The organism is Vibrio sp. R78045, assembly GCF_042466085.1.
Lineage (GTDB): Bacteria > Pseudomonadota > Gammaproteobacteria > Enterobacterales > Vibrionaceae > Vibrio > Vibrio cyclitrophicus.
Genome location: NZ_JAXHBS010000013.1, coordinates 503,273 through 522,227, shown reverse-complemented (window position 1 = coordinate 522,227; position 18,955 = coordinate 503,273). Strand labels below are relative to the sequence as shown.

The 18,955-nt window shown below is 42.2% G+C and carries 20 protein-coding genes and 2 pseudogenes; 17 read left to right on the top strand and 5 right to left on the bottom strand.

The window, feature by feature from the left end:
- Positions 1-177: 177 nt before the first annotated feature.
- Both SJY39_RS12935 and SJY39_RS12930 read left to right on the top strand, forming a co-directional pair.
- Complete coding sequence (locus tag SJY39_RS12935; RefSeq protein WP_016769165.1) at positions 178-528, top strand: hypothetical protein; 351 nt, start codon at positions 178-180, stop codon at positions 526-528.
- 111 nt (positions 529-639) lie between these two features.
- Complete coding sequence (locus SJY39_RS12930; RefSeq protein WP_016789442.1) at positions 640-2,175, top strand: PepSY domain-containing protein; 1,536 nt, start codon at positions 640-642, stop codon at positions 2,173-2,175.
- A gap of 113 nt (positions 2,176-2,288) precedes the next feature.
- Here SJY39_RS12930 and SJY39_RS12925 read toward each other — a convergent pair whose 3' ends face one another.
- Both SJY39_RS12925 and SJY39_RS12920 read right to left on the bottom strand, forming a co-directional pair.
- On the bottom strand, positions 2,289-2,672 hold the full coding sequence (locus tag SJY39_RS12925; RefSeq protein ID WP_010428871.1) for a VOC family protein: 384 nt from the start codon (positions 2,670-2,672) through the stop codon (positions 2,289-2,291).
- Positions 2,672-3,604: a LysR family transcriptional regulator gene (locus SJY39_RS12920; RefSeq protein WP_010428874.1), complete on the bottom strand. Its 933-nt coding sequence runs from the start codon at positions 3,602-3,604 to the stop codon at positions 2,672-2,674. The genes SJY39_RS12925 and SJY39_RS12920 overlap by 1 nt, the downstream gene beginning before the upstream one ends.
- A gap of 515 nt (positions 3,605-4,119) precedes the next feature.
- Here SJY39_RS12920 and SJY39_RS12915 point away from each other — a divergent pair.
- The 3 genes and pseudogenes from SJY39_RS12915 to SJY39_RS12905 form a co-directional block, all read left to right on the top strand.
- Entirely contained in the window at positions 4,120-5,313 is a 1,194-nt protein-coding gene (locus SJY39_RS12915) for a glycine C-acetyltransferase (RefSeq protein ID WP_016769168.1), read from the top strand.
- Positions 5,314-5,423: 110 nt separating this feature from the next.
- Positions 5,424-6,455, top strand: coding sequence for an L-threonine 3-dehydrogenase (gene tdh, locus SJY39_RS12910; protein ID WP_010428880.1), 1,032 nt, complete (start codon positions 5,424-5,426; stop codon positions 6,453-6,455).
- A 128-nt stretch (positions 6,456-6,583) separates the two neighbouring features.
- Positions 6,584-6,724, top strand: a pseudogene (locus tag SJY39_RS12905) (L-threonine 3-dehydrogenase); the annotation flags it as partial.
- Positions 6,725-6,835: 111 nt separating this feature from the next.
- Here SJY39_RS12905 and SJY39_RS12900 read toward each other — a convergent pair.
- Positions 6,836-7,873: a tyrosine-type recombinase/integrase gene (locus SJY39_RS12900; RefSeq protein ID WP_102332073.1), complete on the bottom strand. Its 1,038-nt coding sequence runs from the start codon at positions 7,871-7,873 to the stop codon at positions 6,836-6,838.
- A 133-nt stretch (positions 7,874-8,006) separates the two neighbouring features.
- On the opposite strand from SJY39_RS12900, the gene SJY39_RS12895 reads away from it, so the two are divergent.
- The 4 genes from SJY39_RS12895 (at position 8,007) to SJY39_RS12880 (ending at position 13,042) form a co-directional block, all read left to right on the top strand.
- A complete protein-coding gene (locus tag SJY39_RS12895; protein WP_102332045.1) occupies positions 8,007-8,387 on the top strand; it encodes a hypothetical protein in 381 nt (126 codons plus the stop codon).
- A 315-nt stretch (positions 8,388-8,702) separates the two neighbouring features.
- Positions 8,703-10,829 (top strand): P-loop NTPase fold protein, encoded by a 2,127-nt coding sequence (locus SJY39_RS12890; RefSeq protein WP_372275351.1) that lies wholly within the window; start codon positions 8,703-8,705, stop codon positions 10,827-10,829.
- Positions 10,830-11,284: 455 nt separating this feature from the next.
- Positions 11,285-12,127 (top strand): hypothetical protein, encoded by an 843-nt coding sequence (locus SJY39_RS12885; RefSeq protein ID WP_102332047.1) that lies wholly within the window; start codon positions 11,285-11,287, stop codon positions 12,125-12,127.
- 516 nt (positions 12,128-12,643) lie between these two features.
- The gene (locus SJY39_RS12880; RefSeq protein WP_235612476.1) at positions 12,644-13,042 is read left to right on the top strand and encodes a hypothetical protein; all 399 of its coding nucleotides are present in this window, start codon (positions 12,644-12,646) and stop codon (positions 13,040-13,042) included.
- Positions 13,043-13,373: 331 nt separating this feature from the next.
- Here the strand turns inward: SJY39_RS12880 and SJY39_RS12875 are convergent, their stop codons facing one another.
- Complete coding sequence (locus tag SJY39_RS12875) at positions 13,374-14,000, bottom strand: phage repressor protein CI (RefSeq protein ID WP_102332048.1); 627 nt, start codon at positions 13,998-14,000, stop codon at positions 13,374-13,376.
- Positions 14,001-14,091: 91 nt separating this feature from the next.
- On the opposite strand from SJY39_RS12875, the gene SJY39_RS12870 reads away from it, so the two are divergent.
- From SJY39_RS12870 to SJY39_RS12850, 5 genes are all read left to right on the top strand, one after another.
- Positions 14,092-14,304, top strand: coding sequence for a hypothetical protein (locus SJY39_RS12870; protein ID WP_390241991.1), 213 nt, complete (start codon positions 14,092-14,094; stop codon positions 14,302-14,304).
- Between the two features lie 114 nt (positions 14,305-14,418).
- Positions 14,419-14,967: a phage regulatory CII family protein gene (locus SJY39_RS12865; protein WP_102332049.1), complete on the top strand. Its 549-nt coding sequence runs from the start codon at positions 14,419-14,421 to the stop codon at positions 14,965-14,967.
- A gap of 335 nt (positions 14,968-15,302) precedes the next feature.
- Positions 15,303-15,620 carry a hypothetical protein gene (locus SJY39_RS12860; protein WP_102332050.1) on the top strand — a complete coding sequence of 106 codons (318 nt, stop codon included), beginning with the start codon at positions 15,303-15,305 and terminating at the stop codon, positions 15,618-15,620.
- Positions 15,617-16,783 carry a replication initiation protein gene (locus tag SJY39_RS12855; protein WP_372275348.1) on the top strand — a complete coding sequence of 389 codons (1,167 nt, stop codon included), beginning with the start codon at positions 15,617-15,619 and terminating at the stop codon, positions 16,781-16,783. The genes SJY39_RS12860 and SJY39_RS12855 overlap by 4 nt, the downstream gene beginning before the upstream one ends.
- A gap of 174 nt (positions 16,784-16,957) precedes the next feature.
- Positions 16,958-17,194 carry a hypothetical protein gene (locus SJY39_RS12850; protein ID WP_102332052.1) on the top strand — a complete coding sequence of 79 codons (237 nt, stop codon included), beginning with the start codon at positions 16,958-16,960 and terminating at the stop codon, positions 17,192-17,194.
- Positions 17,195-17,205: 11 nt separating this feature from the next.
- Here the strand turns inward: SJY39_RS12850 and SJY39_RS12845 are convergent, their stop codons facing one another.
- A complete protein-coding gene (locus tag SJY39_RS12845; protein WP_102332053.1) occupies positions 17,206-17,778 on the bottom strand; it encodes a DUF2913 family protein in 573 nt (190 codons plus the stop codon).
- A gap of 140 nt (positions 17,779-17,918) precedes the next feature.
- Here SJY39_RS12845 and SJY39_RS12840 point away from each other — a divergent pair, with 140 nt between their 5' ends.
- The 3 genes and pseudogenes from SJY39_RS12840 to SJY39_RS12830 all read left to right on the top strand — a co-directional run bounded on the left by SJY39_RS12840 (position 17,919) and on the right by SJY39_RS12830 (position 18,769).
- A complete protein-coding gene (locus SJY39_RS12840; protein ID WP_102332054.1) occupies positions 17,919-18,176 on the top strand; it encodes a type II toxin-antitoxin system Phd/YefM family antitoxin in 258 nt (85 codons plus the stop codon).
- Positions 18,164-18,457 (top strand): annotated as a pseudogene (locus SJY39_RS12835) (type II toxin-antitoxin system RelE/ParE family toxin). The gene SJY39_RS12840 and the pseudogene SJY39_RS12835 overlap by 13 nt, the downstream one beginning before the upstream one ends.
- Before the next feature lie 54 nt (positions 18,458-18,511).
- Positions 18,512-18,769, top strand: coding sequence for a hypothetical protein (locus SJY39_RS12830; protein ID WP_102332055.1), 258 nt, complete (start codon positions 18,512-18,514; stop codon positions 18,767-18,769).
- The last annotated feature ends 186 nt before the right edge of the window (positions 18,770-18,955 follow it).

Below are 18,955 nucleotides of genomic sequence, written 5' to 3'. Positions count from 1 at the left end.
TTTCCCGAAGGCTTACTGCAAAGAAATACGCAATACTTTCTTAGCTCTGATGCTGTAACCGGTTTATAACGAAAAAGAGTGTGCGTTAGCTTCAATTTTTTAACCTGATGTTAATCTTTACGTGTACCTATATTCCAAGTGCCTCATAATAAGGGAAATTTATAAAAATTTGGAATGATGCGCCGAACCTCGTTCAACTTCTCTATGTTACTTGCAACAGCACTAAGCTGGGCATTGGTAACATTAATGCCTGTTATCAATGCTCATGGTAATAGTGCGGGAGTATGGGCGTCGTTATGTACGGTTAATGGCTTTGAACTGGTTCAAATTGAAGAAGGTGAACCAAACACACATAAAGGTAAACCGTGTCCGTTTAGCCATTTTTCCACGTTTCACCAAGATGAACTTCCAACTACACTACTGACAACTCGACTGAGTTCTATTGTCTCTGACAGCTACGCTTTTTTGGCTCTAAGCGAACGCTATACGAGGCAAGCCCCGCGCGGCCCTCCCTTTGATATTTCTTAAACCTAACCCACTAAAATAATTAAAAAATAAAGTATTAAGTAAAGTTAAACATGCTCAGATTACTTTCTGATTTTTCAGAAGGTATGTTTGCATGTGTCAAAGGAAATAATAATGTTGAGAAATGAATCTCAAAGCTCTGCGAAAGCACAAGCGACTTCGCAGTCTACAAGCAGTGCAACAACCGGTTCGAGAACCAATATAAAAAACAAAGACCGCAATAAAACTCTCTACTTCCTCACTTGGCGCTGGCACTTCTATGCCGGGCTATTCGTTATCCCATTCATGTTGATGCTAAGTATTACTGGTTTGGTGATGTTGTTTGATGATGAAATTGAACTCGCTTTCCATCAAGACGCGATTGAAATTGTTGCATCGGGCGAACCGATCAAGGTGTCGCAACAATTAGCTGCCGTACAGCATCAATACCCACAAGGTACGGTGACACAGTTTGTTCCGAGTAAAGTCCCTGATCTTGCGAACCGATTTTCTGTATCGCTTGAAGATGGCACTTCCGTTTTCGCCACGGTGAATCAATACACTGGTGAAGTGGTAGGAGAAATCCCGCGCAGCGATAGCCTGTACCAACTGGCGAATGACATTCACGGCACTTTGTTGATTGGTGATTGGGGTGATTACCTAATTGAAGTCGCAATAAGCTTGTCTATTCTGTTACTCATCAGTGGCATTTACTTATGGCTTCCTCGAGATAACGCTAGCCGCGCTGGTTTTCTTAAGCTTCGATTTGGTTCAGGAACGCGTATTTTAATGCGTGATCTGCATGCGAACATCGGTGGAACACTGTCATTAATTCTTCTGTTATTTATTCTTTCGGGATTGTCATGGACAGGTTTTTGGGGCGGTAAGCTAGTGCAAGCATGGAGTACTTTTCCTGCTCAAATGTGGGACGACGTCCCTCTTTCTGACAAGACTCACGCTTCCCTCAACCATGGATCAGAAGAGGAGTTACCATGGAATCTGGAACAAACGCCACTGCCTTTGTCTCAAGATAAGCCAGCAGAACACGTCCACCAAGTAGAAGAAGCGTCTGAAGCTCATGATCATTCTAAGATGGGTGAGGATCATTCTCAGCATGCATTATCTGCGAGTAATTTCTCGATTGATGATGTGATAGCAAAAGCTCAATCTCTTGGTTTTACGCAATATAAAGTCAATCTCCCGCGCTCAGAAACGGGTGTTTACACCGTGGCTGCGAATACCATGGGCGGTGACATTATCGATCCAACCCAAGATCGCACGACTCACCTAGACCAATATTCAGGGCGCATCCTAGGAGAGGTGACGTGGCAAGATTACAATTTATTCGCCAAAACCTTAGCCGTGGGTATTTCTCTGCACCAAGGTGATATCAGTATCATCAACAAGCTTCTAAACGCGTTGTTCTGTCTGGCATTCATTTTGGTGTCAGTGACTGGTGGAGTAATGTGGTGGATGCGCAGACCTTCAGGCCAGAGAAAGTTGGGAACGCCACCGAAGTTTGGCGATGTTGGACTTTGGAAAGTGGGCTTAGCGACCGTGGTGGTTATTTCAGTACTGTTTCCACTCGCAGGTGCCACCATTGTGACGGCAATGCTACTGGATTGGTTGTTGGTTTCGCGAGTTGAGAAATTCAAGACGGCATTGAGTTAATTGAGACGTAAACGGACTTTCTCGACTTTAGAAAGTCCGTTTTATTAATCAGATGGGTGATTCCTTTGTGAGGAAGACTTTAGACTTGATACAGCTCTAGATTTGATAAAGCTTTAGATCTGATACAGCTCTAGCGGCAGGCCGTCTGGGTCTGCGAAAAACGTAAATGATCTCCCCGTAAACTCATCAACTCGAATCGGTTCGACTTCAATGCCTTGTTCTTCCAAATAGCTTTTGGCATGTTGAACGTCATCAACACAAAAAGCCAAATGTCTCAGCCCTTGAGCTTCTGGAAAGCTTGGTCTTTCAGGTGCGTCGGGGAAGCTGAATAATTCTATTTGAGCGCCATTAGGCAGAGCTAAGTCAAGCTTGTACGACTGGCGCGCTTCACGATAATTCTCTGCAATCACTTCAAGCTTTAAAACTTCCGTATAAAAGCGTTTAGAGACTTCGTAGTCTGAGCAAATAATGGCGGCGTGGTGTATTCCTTTCAGCATTAGTTTATTTCTCCGGCCAGCTTATCGCTCAAGTGTTCCATTGCGTAATCGATGAACACACGCAATCGAGCAGGCATGTATTTGGTTTGAGCAAACTGCATCGCGATTGCGCCATGGTAGTTACTCTTGATGGTCCAATCTTCTAGCACTTGCACAACAGAACCTTCAGTCAGCGCATCTTGGATTACAAAATCATGGAAAATACCTACACCAAGTCCTTCTTTAACGCCTTTAAGTCGCATCTGTGAGTGGTTTACAGCGTAACGCCCACTGACGGGTACTGTGTGAAATTCATCATCTTTAAGAAAGTCCCAAATGTGGTCTTTGTCTGTTTCGGCAAGATACAAACAATCGTGCTCTGAAAGCTCTGTCGGGTGGTAAGGAGTTCCTTTCGCTTCAAGGTAGTCAGGGCTCGCACACAGTACGAGGTTAGTTTTCCCTAACTCCTTCAAAACCAGGCTCTCGTCGGGTTTATCGGTAAGACGAAACGCGATGTCGATACCTTGACGTAAGATATCGATGTCGCCATCAGCGGCTCTTAACTTAAGTTGAATCTCAGGATATTGATTTAAGAAAGGAACGACAAAGGGTTGTAATACCGAATTCAAGAAGGCTTCCGGCGCTGCTACCGTTATTGAGCCTGCAGGATCTGTATGATCGGACGTCGACAGTTCAACAGCCTGTTGGGCGGCATTTATCATAACGACACTTTGATCGTAAACCAGTTGCCCAGCTTGAGTGATGATTAGGGTACGAGTTGTTCGTTCAAACAGCTTTACTGATAAGGCCTTTTCCAAGCGAGTAATCAACTTACTGAGTGCTGAAGGCGTCACGCCCAGCTGTTTTGCAGCAGCGGTAAAACTTCCTTCGTTTACCACCAAAATGAAGGATGCGAGATCTGGGAGTAGGGCAATCAGTTTTGGGTTGATCATAAGTATCCAATTAAACAAGTTTCAACGTGAGCGCTATGGCAATTGTGAGTGATTACTTGTTATTTGTGAATCAATTTCATTAATTGCATTAATTACGTAGTCTGATCGGCCTGATCGGCCTGATCGGCCTGATCGTTTTATGTGTTTCCATCTCATCTGTATAGCGCCACAGAGGCTATACATTCTGAGGTAAGCGGAGAATCATCACTATATCGTACTGAGATGAAAAATTGATATTCGATATGAAAGCAAAATTAGACGGTAATTGATGGGAGCTTGGCGTTAAAAAGAACAACATTGAGGTGTTAATGTGCTCTGTATCACTGGGATGAATCATTATTAGTGCCTGTGATTCATTAATGTTTTTCCAACTGGAGGGATAATCGAAAAGGGCATGTTCAACTAGAATAGAGGTATAAGTTTTACAGTGTAAATGATCGAATTGAAATCGTTTACATTCCCTACATAATGCGGCGCGCGATGCTGCTGAATAATAACTAGGAAGGAATAGAACAATGTCTTCTGCATTTTACCAACAGATTCAAAACCAAATCGAAGAAGTTAAAGAAGAAGGTCTTTACAAGTCTGAGCGCATTATCACTTCTGCTCAAAAAGCAGCGGTTTCTATCTCGACAGGTGAAGAAGTACTAAACTTCTGTGCAAACAACTACTTAGGCCTTGCTAACCACCCAGCTCTTATCGAAGCTGCTAAAGATGGTATGGATCAGCACGGTTTTGGTATGGCTTCAGTACGTTTCATCTGTGGTACTCAAGATTCTCACAAAGAACTAGAGCAAAAGCTATCTACGTTCCTAGGTAAAGAAGACACTATTCTTTACACATCTTGTTTTGATGCGAACGCTGGCCTATTCGAAACGATTCTAGGCAAAGAAGACGCAATCATTTCTGATGCTCTAAACCACGCATCTATCATCGATGGTGTTCGTCTGTGTAAAGCAATGCGCTTCCGCTACGCAAACAACAACATGGAAGAGCTAGAGCAACAACTTATCGCAGCTAAAGAAGCGGGCGCTCGTCACACGCTTATCGTAACTGACGGCGTATTCTCTATGGACGGTGTAGTGGCTAACCTTCCTGCTATTTGTGACCTTGCAGACAAGTACGGTGCACTAGTAATGGTTGATGATTCTCACGCAGTAGGTTTCATGGGTGAAAACGGCGCAGGTACTCACGAGTTCCACAACGTTGTTGACCGTATCGACATCATCACTGGTACGCTTGGTAAAGCAATGGGTGGCGCTTCAGGCGGTTACACTGCTGGTAAGAAAGAAGTAATCGACTGGTTACGTCAGCGTTCTCGTCCATACCTGTTCTCTAACTCTGTTGCACCTGCAATCGTATCGGCGTCTATCCGCGTTCTAGATCTTCTTGCGGAATCTGGCGACCTGCGTACTCAACTATGGGAAAATTCTGCTCACTTCCGTACTCGCATGGAAGACGCTGGTTTCACAATGGGTGGTGCTGACCACGCTATCATCCCAATCATGCTTGGTGATGCAAAAGTAGCGGCTGAATTCGCAGAGCGCGCTCTAGAGAAAGGCATCTACGTTGTCGGTTTCTCTTTTCCTGTCGTACCAAAAGGTCAAGCTCGTATCCGTACGCAAATGTCTGCTGCACACTCTCGTGAGCAACTAGACCGCGCAATCGATGCGTTCATCCAAGTTGGTAAAGACATGGGTATCATCTAATTTTAAAGGGGTGCCACGAGCATCCTTTAATTAGATAGAGCAACACCCAATAGAACATATAGATTTTTGATTCTCGCCTTACAGTTAGGCGAGATGAACTGGATAACATTATGAAAATTAAAGCACTTTCTAAGCTTAAGCCTGAAGAAGGCATCTGGATGACCGAGGTTGAAAAACCTGAAATGGGTCATAATGATCTTCTTATCCGCATTAAGAAAACTGCAATTTGTGGTACTGATGTACATATCTATAACTGGGATGAGTGGTCACAAAATACAATCCCAGTACCTATGGTAGTAGGTCACGAATACGTGGGTGAAGTTGTTGGTATTGGCCAAGAAGTTCGTGGTTTTGAAATCGGCGACCGTGTATCTGGCGAAGGTCACATCACATGTGGTCACTGTCGTAACTGTCGTGGTGGCCGTACTCACCTTTGTCGTAACACAACAGGTGTTGGTGTAAACCGCACAGGTGCGTTCTCTGAGTTCCTTGTGATCCCTGCGTTCAACGCATTTAAGATCCCTGCAGGAATCTCTGACGACCTAGCATCAATCTTCGACCCGTTTGGTAATGCAGTTCACACAGCGCTTTCTTTCGACCTAGTAGGCGAAGATGTGCTAATTACGGGTGCTGGCCCAATCGGTATCATGGCTGCAGCTGTTGCTAAGCACGTTGGTGCTCGTCACGTTGTTATCACTGATGTAAACGAATACCGCCTAGATCTCGCTAAAAAAATGGGTGTAACTCGCGCAGTAAACGTGATGGAAGAGAAGCTTGAAGACGTAATGGCTGATCTTGGCATGACTGAAGGCTTCGATGTAGGCCTAGAAATGTCTGGTAACCCATCTGCGTTCAACAGTATGCTGACTAACATGAACCATGGCGGTAAGATCTCTCTACTAGGTATTCCACCATCAGACATGGCAGTAGACTGGAACCAAGTAATCTTTAAAGGCTTGGTTATCAAAGGTATCTACGGTCGTGAAATGTTCGAAACTTGGTACAAGATGGCGTCTTTGATTCAATCTGGCCTAGATCTAACACCAATTATTACTCACCATTACAAAGTGGACGACTTCCAGAAAGGCTTCGACATGATGCGATCTGGTATGTCTGGTAAGGTGATTTTAGACTGGGAGTAGGTTACTACCGGTTTTGAATATCAGAAGGCAACAGGTAAAACTGTTGCCTTTTTTGTCGCCATTCTGTAGCCATTTTTAATTGGTGATAAATTTAATCTATTGATATTTAATGGTTATTTTTGTTTTTGTATATAGTGGCAAGTTTGATTCAGTCAGGGTTAGACCTGTCACCAATCATTACTCATCACTTTAAAATTGATGATTTCCAAGCAGGCTTCGATGCTATGCGTAGTGGGCTTTCTGGCAAGGTTATTCTTGATTGGGAATAGATAAACTCAGGCTCTAAATAGTAAAAGGCGACAGTGAAAACTGTCGCCTTTTTGACTAATAAAACCGCTAAATAACGGTCGATTACAGTGTGTGTCGCCATTTTGTCGCCATTAATTTTCTAATGGGTTGAGGTGTACCGCTTGTATCAAATGTTCTGGTGCAAAATGTGAATACGCCATTGTTTGCTCAATTTTAGTGTGTCCAAGAATACGCTGTAACACCAAAATATCCCCTTTGTTCATCATAAAATGCGAAGCAAAAGTATGCCGTAAAACATGCGTCGCTTGTCCACTCGGAACGTGGCCAGGTAGAGCCCTTTTAATGTAGCGCCAGGCATCCTTGTAAGTAGTGTTGAAAATTTCATGGTTGCTCACCGCGATATCTAAGATCTCTTGATATAAAGCAGGTGAGATGGGCACACTTCGATTTCTCTTACCTTTTGTCTCGGTGTAAGTCAGTTTAAATTCAGCTACCTGTGAACGGGTAAGAGTTAGAGCTTCACTTATACGGGCACCGGTGGCTAAGCAAATCTTAGAGATTACAATGAGCTGTGGAATTGAGACTGTAATGACTCGATTGCAATTTTTCAGGTTAACTAAGAACTCTTCAATTTGTGGCTTGGTTAGATATGCTAGGTTCTTCTCACTTGTTTTGATTGTTTCGATAGCTTCAAGTGGATTGGGGTATTTCCATTGATTGTACTTAATTAGTTTCTTGAACATTCCCTTTAGATAAATCAATTCCGTGTTATGTGTTGTTGGTGAAATCTTAATAGATTTATTTTTGCCACGGTAGGGTATTCGCGCTGCACGATAGTCTAAGTAGTCTCGTTCTTTAAAGTGGGAGGCAATTGGATTTCCTAATTCTTCAATTGTCTTGGCTATTAGATCCCGAGCTTGTTTACCCGATTTCAACGTATGACCGTGTATGGTCCACCAAGTGTCTAACAGTTCGCTCATTCTACGGTGATCGGGTTTACTTCCCATCCATGGCTTATCGTCAATCTCCTTCATAGTGTGAAGCTCAAAAGCCTTTGCTTCGCCCTTAGTCGTAAACTTTTTACGAACACGCTTCCCCGTTCGCCCATTCGGGTAACATTCGCAGAGCCAAGATTTAGTAGAACCATCTTTTAAATTGCGGATAGACATAATAAAGCCTAAAATTACTGTATATAAAAACAGTATAATTGGGGCTAGAACGTAGAACAATGTTTTATATCGGACAAAAAGCACAGGTTAGGCTCCTATCTCAAAGTGCTAAGAAAGCTAATAGGTTATTGCTATGTATCAATCAATTCATGTGACTGCTGGATACAGTCACTTCAAAATTAACAGTGATGGTCCAATTGGGGTAAGTAAGAAGAACCAAGGGATGATTGATGCAGTTTTGAAGCTAGGTAACCGTTTTACTGCGCCATTTGGTGGGTTTATAGAAGCAGAGAACGTGATCGGTTTGAAATGGGTGAAGCTAGTTGATATTAAATATCTGTGCACCGATGAGGAAGCCGAAACTATCGAGTACGTGATACAAAAAGACCACTATGTAGTGGGGACGTATCAAGACCGGAAGTTGTATATTTTATTGTTTGGTGGAGAGCCAAAACACCATCAGATTAAAGGTCTTGAACAAGATGGGAAAAACAATGTGTTTGGGTTGTTTTAATGTAGAGGTGATAATTTATAAATCAGTTAGACCAGAAACTTACAGTCCGTACTGTCGGCTTGATCTTCTAAATTAGCAAGTTGGCTAGCTCATTTTTGCCCCAAACTTGTTTAGAGTAATTGCTCGTAACATTTATTTTGTAATCTGTTTGCTCTAATTTTTCTCACGCATACTTATGTACTTGGTTGTGCATGTTACTATGTTGAGCTGCTTAGTTCTGGATATGCATATCCAGTCACTGAACTTTTTATCGAAAACTTGATAATTGCTTTAATGAGATATTAAAGCTCTTATACTCCTTATTTTGTGTGATATATGACTAGTTATAACAATGACCAACCTATTGCGTCTGAATGCGAAGATAAACTAAATAGACAACATTTTGCAAAAGAAATAGCTAGCCTTTTAGTTCTTGAAGCCGATGCTCCATGTTTGACGGTTTCTCTGGAAGGGAAGTGGGGACAAGGAAAGACCTCAATATTGAACATGGTGCAGGAAGTCTTTAGTCAAATGGATTTTCCCCCTGTTTTAGTTCAATACAACGCTTGGGCGAACGGTCAATCCGAGTCGTTACTTCAGGATTTTTTAATTCAGTTTACTTCTCAATTGGGCCTTGCAGATCATGCAGAAGAAGGAAAGCGAGTAGCTGAAGAACTTCTTTCTTATTCTAAGTTGTTTAGCGTAGCTAAATTGGTTCCTGGTGTGGAGCCGTGGGGCAGTTTAGTCGAAAACGTATTCAAGGCTGTCGGAGATGCAACACAATCGCTTAGTGACTTAAAGGAATTAGATATTGCAGGTAAAAAGGCACGAGTAGAAGAAAGCTTAAGAAAAATTGATAGGCCAATCGTGGTCATTATCGATGACATAGATCGTTTAACTCCTAAGGAGTGCTTTCAAGTTCTTCGTCTGGTAAAAGCTGTGGCTGACTTTCCTAGAACAGCGTTCATTTTAGCATTTGAACCTAATTACCTAGAGTCGGTATTGGCTTCTAATAATATCGACAATGCAAATGAGTATATAGACAAGATTGTGCAGTTGAGGATTCCACTACCAACAATCACAAGTAAAGATCTAGATGCGCTTGTAGATAGACATTTTGATATGATGGGAGATAACTTCTCTCTTGCCCACTACCAAGACGAACAGAATCGATTAGCATATATTTATCAACGATATCTACGATACATAATCACCAGCCCGCGTGACGTTAAGAGAGTGTTTAACCACTTTAAATTCGTCTACAACCTTGTTCAAAATCAAGTGTGTGTCACTGATCTCTTTGTTTTATCAGTTGTCGCAACAAAAGCCCACAAGATATATAGCCATATAAAGTCAAATCCAGCTCTGTATGCAGGTAAACGCAACTCTGGCTATTTTGATTATGGGTCACTTGACAAGGAAAAAGCGGCAGACCTTTGTAAGCAGCAACGCCTTAGTATCTATAATGCACTTTTGATTAATGAAAACAACGTATATGAAGACTTACTGAAGGAAATTTTCCCTTCGCTAGATTCAAAAAGCTACCAAACTTACGAAGTTTATGACGCTGATGCTTCAGGAAGAGTGGATCATATCAGTAGACTCTCTACAGCGCTCCATATTAGTACACCAAGAGGCTCGGTTTCAGACCAAGATGTGGCAACTTTTATTGAAAGCTCTGGTCAACGTATTGATATTCTTGAAAGCGCAATCTCCAATGGAGCTATCAAAAGGTTTCTTGAGTTATTCGAAATGTTTTTGGACAGAAGAAAGTTTAATGATGATGAACTTCTCCTATTAATTCGAGTTATTGTGGACACATTGTTGTCAGAAGATCTACTTGATGGGTTTGGTATTTTACACTCAGGGCTATTTGCTGAGAGCAATCTTTACGGCAATATCTGTAGGTTACTCAACCGAACTTTACGCGAATCAGAGAACAGAGAAGCTTTTGTTTGCTCAGTCATGCAAGAGTGTGTTCTGTTACCGTTTGTAGCTAGTTCAATCGTTCTGCTTAAAGCTCAATATAATGAAAGAAATTATGAACCTCCTTGGCTAGATGAAGAAACAATTAACAAAATGATTAAAGAATATATTCCTAAAGCTCGCGCAGTTTTACTTGATGATGTATTTCAATCAAAAGCTTTGGAATATCAAGTAATTAAACCATTGTGGCGTTATGATGAGGATGCAGCACTAAGTATTATTAAGGAAATAGGCCAAGACAATGTCTTCAGAGTTGGCTGGTTCCTTTTAGGGCAGATTGGTTCAGATAGTGTGAAAGGCCATTATCTCTCGGTAAATCTAGATAAAGCATGTAGTGTACTCAACTTAGATAGGCTCAAAAAAGAATCTCAGACTGTGAAAGAAAGTGAATTGTCTCGAGAAGATATCGTCATTGCACGTTCAATTGTTGATGGAAAAGCACACTACTTAGCTGACGGTGAGGTAGTTATAGATTAGCTACACAAGAGTTCAAGATCTCACTTCCCTCATCTTAACCAACCGAGCTAGAGCTTCTAATCTAGCTCATTTTTGTCCAAAATGTCTGAATCTGAATCTGAATCTGAATCTGAATCTGAATCTTAATATTTGTCATTCTCTAGCTCGAAAATGCCCCAAGATCGTTCAGAGTTAATACTCTATATATTTTAACGGCGTGTATTTCCCCTATCAAATCTAATCCAATTCATCAGGATTAGACCATGCGTACTTGAGGCATGAATTTGTTGAAAATCATATTGCTCAATATCGCTGGAATCAATTGAGAACTTACTTCGGCAAGTTCTGAAGTTCACATCCTAGGCGCAAGGCAATACGGGCATTAGATTGAGCGTGAGTATCATTAGCGTTATGATTGGTTGCATATAATTACAGAAAAAGTCCGTCGATAAAGCGCTGACTGTATAGGAGGTTTCGTGGATAGAGAAAAACTGTTTTCGTTTTATGAAAAAATTTACTTTCATGAAATGGAAACACGCGAAAAAATATTTACCCGTATTCAAATAACTTTTGCTCTATTTTTTACTGGGTATTCAATCGCCAGTTACATGTTAAGAATGCTTGATTTCACCTCATATAAGGAGGTGGCAACAACATTCGCAGCGTTAACAATTGTAAGTGGTTTTATTTCTCTAATCGGTGTTCGACATTTGGTTATTGCTTTTTGGGGAAGTGAATACAAAGGAATGTCGAGTCCATTAGAAACGGATAATTATCGCCTAGAGGTGCAAAAGTACGCGTCTTCGATTTTCGAATATAATGAACAATATCCCGATAATAAGCAGCCGATAGTCGATGTAGATGACATGGTTTCACAATTCATCTATGAACAATTGAGAGATTGTTCTTCTCACAATACCAAAGTGAATGATTCTAGGTTCGCACACACCCACAACTCTATTAGGTGGCTTTTAGTTTCAGCTATTCCTTTTTTAATAGCGAGCGCGCTATTTGTAAGCTTTGACCTTGATACATCATCACCACGTAAAGAAACCCTGATATATAATCGCTCGCTTGTTGAAGAAGTTGATAAACTGAGTCATAACATAGAGCAGGCAGCCTCAAATAACCAAAATTTCCAGGAGGATCAGAGAGAATGGCTACAAACTCAAAATCAGGTGTTACACCACCTCCGCCAAATGCACCAACAGCTCCAAAACCAAGAAAAATTATTGAAAATGGTAAACCACCAAAACGCTAAAGAGGACTTGAACAATGTCGAACAAGAAAAACCCACCACCACCGCCGCCACCAAGTAAGCCAGATACACGTTCAGTATTAGGAAGTGTCCCGCCTAGAGACAAAAAATAATACAGTTAACGAATAAGGATTTAGCGTTGCGTAGCCAACGTTAAATCCCAGATGTTTAACAAGCCCGAGTTGCTATATAAGTAAATTGTGCAATCTGCTCTAAAGGTTGGCGGCCTTGATGCTTTTCTCAAGGCGAGTAAGCTCACCGAATGGCAGAGACTTCATAGACCTAAAGTTTTACTTATGGCACTTTTCTAAAAAGTGCTAGCTCAGATCTGCCCCAAAATCACTTAGATTAAAGACTCTACACTATTAAGAGGGCGTGCGTTTACCCTACTAAAACTTATTCGATTGAGCTGATAACTCATCATTCCGTTACTAGGTGACATCTTGTACGCTAACTCCCCTTTATGTGGCATAAGGTATTGATTGTCAGTTGAGTTAATATGAAAATGAATGCCTCACCTAAGGATGAAAGACAACAATTTGTTGTCTAATAAGCGTTAGGGCTCTAGGAGAATACGGTGTTAAACAAAGATATCGCTAAATTTTCATACAAGTGCATGTCCGATTCTAAATGGAGAAAACTGTTCGGGGTTGTTAATGACTCAAGTTTGAAAATGGTACAATGTACGTGGAAACTTGTGGGTGAACAGCAATGCCGAAATGGCTTCGTTCCCGATTTAGAACAACTTGGTGACAATTACGTAGGCGACTGCGGCGCTTTGAATGGTCCTTTTGAATTCAGGCGTATTGAATGGCTTTTATTGCCTTATCGAGTTGAGTTTAAGCCATATAAAAATGCACCAACGCAATACAAAACGCAGGATTTAACGCCAATATTAGAGCATTTAAATATGCTCGGGAGTTTCGAAGTAGAGATGGACAAGGTAGGGTTGAGAATATATGGCTACAAGCCCTAACAAATAAGGATTAAGCGTTGCGTAGCCAACGTTAAATCCCAAGTGTTGAACAAGCCCGAGCCTCTATATAAGTAAATTGTGCGCCCTGCACTTATTGATAATTTGCTAATTTAGAAAAAGTGCTAGCACGTTTCTGTCCAAAAATGTTTCAGAACTACTTAGAGATTGCACAACGACCAATACTGGGCCAAAGAAGAAGACTGCCATAAGGTAGCCTTTTTCTTTGCAAGTGCCACTCCCCAAGAGGGGAGGCTGATAAGAGGCTCGTTAAGTATCGGTGACGCTATTAATCAAATTAGCTGCAGTGCTCTCAAACAGGTGAGTGCAACAGTTAACGCTTTTCCATTACTAACGCGACTCTACCTACAACCCTTACTTCATCTTCTTCGACGGTTAGAATCGAACCGTTAAAGCTGATTGCTAGTTTTTTGCCTGGTAAGCGCTGGATGTCGTTTAGCGAGAGTAGGCCGTCCATATTAACTAGGTATGTACCGCTTACTGCTTGGTGAGATTCTTTATTTATAAGGAACGTAGTAGTTCCATCTTTGATTGCTATTACATTACTCACATCTAACTCGTCTAGAAGAGTTTTATCGAATGCAAGTATCCCTTTCCCAACCAATTTACCGTCGTCAATAGAGAAACAGTCGATATCGAAAAGAGTTTTCGATTCGTTCTTCTTATTAATATGCTTTTGGGTTGGTGTTTTAGGGTACGGTTCGCCTTTATCGAGAAGTAACCATTCAAGTGAGACTCCAGTGCTCAAATGAGTCCTCACTGCAATTTCAAAGGGAGTAAGGTTTCTCTGTCGCCAAGTCGCGATTGTTGATTTTGGGATGCCAAATACGTCTGCTACATCCTGTTGGCGGTCTGAATTCGTGATATCTATCAACTTCTTGATAATATCCCTACCTCCCAAATACGATATTTGGTCTATTTTAAGTTGCTTGTTATTCATATGTGATCAATAATCGCAATTGAGTTCGGAATGGTGGGGTGCAACTCGTCATTCCGAAATTAAACATTCAATGACTAAACAGGATATCATTATGCTCTCATATCAAGTAGTCCTAAATACGCCTTTCATGACGTACGATCAATACTCTCAGTTCTCTGGAATGCCGAAGCGCACCATTATGGATTGGGTCGATGATGGTCGCTTACCTATTAAAACTAAAGCAAAAGGTAAAGAAACCCCTCTCATCAATATGGTCATGTTGCTAGAAATGGCAACGCGTGAAACGTTGGAGAGAATGGGGTAAGTAGCCATGTGTTTATCTTTCATAATTTCGTCCAAAGATTTTTGTCCGTTGGGGCTAAACATTCTTGGTTGGAGTTTCGTTGTCGTCTCGTTTGTCTTCAAGTGAGTATTGGTTATGAACGGAACTGACTCAATAGGCGAGTTCTCTCGCACAAAACAAGGGGCCTTTAATGAGGCGTGTTGCGTGTTTGCTAGGTCAGAGAATATGGCTAGGCTGGCAGAGGTTATAGGGATGAGTCCGACCATGCTGCGGAATAAACTTAACCCTGAGCAGCCTCATGTCCTGAGTTGTGTTGAAGCCATCACTCTCGCCAAAGTGAGTGGCAATCATACCATCGTAAACAGCTTGCTTCTTGGGTTGGGGGTGGTCACCGCTCATATAACATCTGATAGCACGGAAGACACCTTTGTTCAAAGCGCATTAGAGAACTCGATCTATTCGGGTGAATTGTCTCGAATGGCGTTGGAGTATGCAGGAAATCATCGCCTAACTCGCACTCAAAAACATAAGATTATTCATACCGCGCACACCAGCATCAGCATTCAGGTAAAACTCATCAGGAGCCTGGAAAAACTGAATCAAGGTGGTTGTCTGCTTAAAGCCATAGAGGAGGCGGCAGACGCTAATGGTTTATTTGTTTCAAACATCAATTCGGAGCAATGATGTCTATTACTCCGTGCGATAAGTCATGTCCTGAAACGTCTGGTCATGGATTGACGGAGGAAGATAAGCGTAGAGGCCTTAGGTATATCAGGCGTATTCGACGCGAGTTATGTGATCGTCAACTTTCTTCATTATGGGTTGAGCAGGCGAGGTTAATGACCCAATTAAGGCGTTCGAACCATGTGTTTGAACAAGTACGACTGCGAATTCGTTTATTCGGCCTTGAGAAGCGAATACAAAGAATCAGACAACGTTGGCTTTGACGCATTTTAATTTTCCAGAGTTGCGTTATTGGTTTCTCAGAAGGTGAGCGTTATTTAGCCGAGGTCAACTTTATGAATCATCATGTGTTTGCGGTCGTACAGGGTAAAGTTATTCAAACCAGTATTGAAGCAGTCTTCAATTTAGTCTTAAAAGGTAAAGAAGAGTGGCGTGATGCAGTCTGTTGTCCTTCGAAAAGGCGTTCGATAAAAATTGACACCCGTGGCGGCTACGAAAGCTCGAAAGGAATGGCTTTGACTGGCTCTCAAATCTTGTCAGAGAGAGTCAAGAGGACTGATTCAGTAACGGCGCTCAACGCTCAAGACAATCTCTCTTGCTTTGTTTTTTCTAAAGGTGAGTATGGGCAAGGTGCACCGAGGGTGATGAGATGACGGCTCACTCTGAATACGCTGCGTCTTCATCCATTTCGTGTTTGAGTCGGCTACTTGAGGAAGCGCCTTATTTTTCGAGGTGCAGTGACAATAAAACCGCGATGCTCATCAGACCTCGAAACTATGCGGTCAGATGGCCGTATATGCAGGTTAATCGTAAAGATATGCAGGCGTGGATGGTGTTTGACATCGATCATGACCATCGAGCTGTCCCCAACCTCTATATTTGGCAAGATGAAGGCTTGCCACCCCCTAATCTAATCGTTCGAAACCGCACCAGTAATAAAGCCCACCTTTTTTACGCTATTGTGCCGGTTTGCACCAGCGATCAAGCACGATCCAAACCCATTCAGTACCTCAAAGCCATTTATCGCGCCTTAGCATTACGACTTGAGGCGGACTTGAGTTATTCAGGCCCTGTTGCCAAAACGCCCTTTCATCCTTGGTGGCAGACGACCGAACTCCATCGGAGTGTCTATGAACTCAATGAGTTAGCGGATTCTCTTGAGCCGGAGACAACGCGGCCATGGCTTCGTCAAGATACTGATGTCTCTTATTCTCGAAACTGTACTTTGTTTGAACACACTCGCCGATACGCGTATGACATTGTCGACGAAGAAAGAGAAAAGGGCAGTTATACGAGCTTTAAACGCCGTGTCGAGAGTTTCGCTCATTATAAAAATACCGGCACCCCGGATAAGCCGCCTCTGAAGTGCTGTGAGGTGTTGGCGGTGGTGAAAAGTGTTTCCCGTTGGACCTGGGATAAATATTGTGCTCGGTCAGACTGCCAACGAGGTGTGATGAGGTTGGATAGTGGATTAAGTCTGCAGGAAAAGCAGCGTAGAGCGGCCAGAAGAACCCATAACCTTCGTAGGACGAAGACCACTCGCCGAATTATCCGCACATGTCAGGTTTTGTTACGCAAAAATCAGGAGCTCACCATTGGTTTGGTGGCGCGTAATGCGGACCTGTGTCGCCAGACCGTCAGTCGTTACATCTATTTGTTTGAATGGGTCAAGTCTGCTTTATCCGAAAATAGGCAAAATGGGCCAGAGCATCGTGGTGATTATGCTGTTCATCAGATATCTGCCCCTATAACGTTATACTGGGCGGAGTATGAAGTAGGGAAGAAGAAGGCGGTGCTTGAGTCAGCTTTTCCTTGAGTTGAAGAATAATGAGTAACTATCGAGTCAAAATAAGATCTCTTGGTAAATTTAATAATGAGTTTGAGTCGACATAACCCCATTTTATGCGATTAATGTCTCAATTCGTGCAAATATGGATTTACACACCCCAGATTGCTGTATATCTATACAGTACATAAAGAGGGGGGATTTATGTCTTTTAAAGATACAGAGACACTGTCAACAGGAATTGAATTCATTGTTGAAGCCGTGGCGGTGAAGACAAATGGCCAAGATCATTCAGCGTTAGGCTTATACCTGATCAGCTTACTGCTCGAAGATCAAAAGATTTCCCTTGATTGTGATGATAAAAGGAAAAGGCCGGTAGTACCACTTGGTAAGTCGCGTCAAACACATCTTGATATGGGTTGGAAGTGCCCTGCTTTTTAGATTTGGTTGTGTTAGCTAATTGGGTGAACTTGATAGTGATAGTTCTTCAACTCTTCACTTGTTTGGCACAACTCAAATGTGAAATAAGGCTGGGTGACTAAGCACTGAGTGAACCTGTCTAATTCATTCGTATGTATAAACAGCGAAATTGGTGCAATCTGACGGTTTTCATTATCGAAGCAGTTATCGATATGTGCTCTGTCGATATAAACAACGTCCATTTCCTGTTTAGGGGTCTCTTCAATAAGTTTTGTTTCTAATCCGCTCTTCTCGAAGTGTTCTAACAAGGCGTAAAGCTTATCAACGTCGTTTTGACTTTCTATCGCTGAATATTGAGATAAAACGCTCTCTAAGTGTTTTTCGATTGAACCAAACTTATTCTTCATCAAACAAACCGTTTTAAGCTTTTTCTTGATAATGCTATATCGAGCTTGTTTGATTTTTGGCTTCAAGAATTCAATGATGATTTTGTTTCGTTGCTCTTCTTTAACAAAGTGACTGGCAACGTTTACTTTGAAGTAAAGGTGGAGAAGAGTGTTTTCGAAGGTCGACTTAAGAAGTTGATGATATGAATGTTCTGACATTGTTCACATTGACTATTTATTGGTGAGGGTATCTTATCATAAGAATAGCAAGGCTCTAAGGTCGAAACCAAAGTGACGCAACTTGCTACAGTGAAAACGATACAATATATCACTTTATTGGTCTGCTTTTTGAGTAACTTATGAAAGTCGAGCTCGTTACTTCCCTTAAGCGTCAAGCCACCAAAACCCTCGCGGAACTACACGATACCAAAGAGCCTGTGTTAATCACCGAATATGGCAAACCTTCCGCGTATTTGGTTGATGTGGACGACTATCAGTTTATGCAAAACCGTTGGGCTATCCTTGAAGGGATCGCTCGCGGTGAGCGCGTCATCTCAGAAGGCACGTCACTGAGACATGATGAAGCTAAGGACAAAATGTCTAAATGGCTGAAGTGATTTGGAGTGAGCCCGCGTTATCTGACCTTAAGATATCGCGGAATACATTGCCCTTGAAAATCGGGTTGCGGCCAGGCAATTGGTTTAAAATATTTTCGACGAAGTTGAAGGCCTCAATGACTTTCCGGAGTCTGGGCGCCAGCCTCCTGAGCACCTTAATTATAGTAAAGTCGTATCAACCCTTGTCGCGTTTTTTACAAGCAGAGGGTGACAAGGTGTACATCTTGTTTGTAAGGTGCGCGGAGCGAGGTTTACGTCGATTTTTGCTGAGCAAACAGTAAAGCGTTTGTGCCACTTCTGATAAGCTGATGGCCTACATCTATTAAGGCATGAGCGTGGCGAAAAAGAAAAAAGCACTCCAATCTAGACGCATCACCCAACCAGGACCTTCGTGGACGGAGGCCAAGCTAGTCACCATTCGACGACATCGTATCGAGGGCACATTAAGCTTCGGGGTGTCGACCATCTCTAGACAGCAAGTCTTACCCGATTACGAACGTGTATGGGAACAAACCATCGTCGAAGAAGCTTACCAACAAGCGATTGTCGAGTTGTTAGATCAGGGCGAGGTCGTGTTAAGAGTAGAAGACTAAATGGGCTGCTCATTGGGATGTTTTCTTTCGGGGATTGCCTTTCAAAAAATTTTTTCCGAAACTTGTAGACTACAGCGTAGTCAACCTTAGTACCAGAGAATCGGGTGTGGGTGGTCTAAATACTCAATGCGTTTATTTACTATATCCGCCGTCTTCCCATTCTTTGCAATACCGTCTTATTAATAA